The sequence below is a fragment of the Caulobacter sp. 602-1 genome (assembly GCF_003931565.1).
Lineage (GTDB): Bacteria > Pseudomonadota > Alphaproteobacteria > Caulobacterales > Caulobacteraceae > Caulobacter.
The window spans coordinates 1-440 of sequence record NZ_RRYI01000029.1; the positions used below are offsets into that span (position 1 = coordinate 1).

The window sequence follows — 440 nt, forward strand, 5'->3', positions numbered from 1 at the left end:
CTGCGACCCCAATCGGCAACGTCGGCGACGCTTCTGCTCGTCTGGTGGCTTTTCTGGAACGCGCCGACATCGTAGCCGCAGAGGACACCCGCCGCCTGTTCGACCTGGCTCGCCGCCTCGGCGTCTATGTGAACGGCCGAGTCGTCGCCTACCACGACCACAACGAGCGAGACAAGGCCGACGGCTTGCTTGATCAGGTCGAAACCGGTGCGACCGTGCTCGTCGTTTCCGACGCCGGCATGCCCACCATCAACGATCCAGGCCTGGCCATTGTGCGCCGCGCCATTGAACGCGGCCTGCCCGTCACCTGCGCGCCTGGCCCCTCTGCCGTGCTTGACGCGCTTGCCCTTTCCGGCCTGCCCACCGATCGCTTCTGCTACGAGGGATTCCTGCCGCGCAAGCATGCCGAACGAGTGCAATATCTACGCACACTGTTGGGC

Annotated in this window: 1 protein-coding gene; it reads left to right on the plus strand. The window is 65.5% G+C overall.

Annotated elements, in window-relative coordinates; genetic code table 11:
- A partial coding sequence (locus EIK80_RS25090; protein ID WP_233586941.1) for a 16S rRNA (cytidine(1402)-2'-O)-methyltransferase occupies positions 1-440 on the plus strand: 440 nt, incomplete at both ends.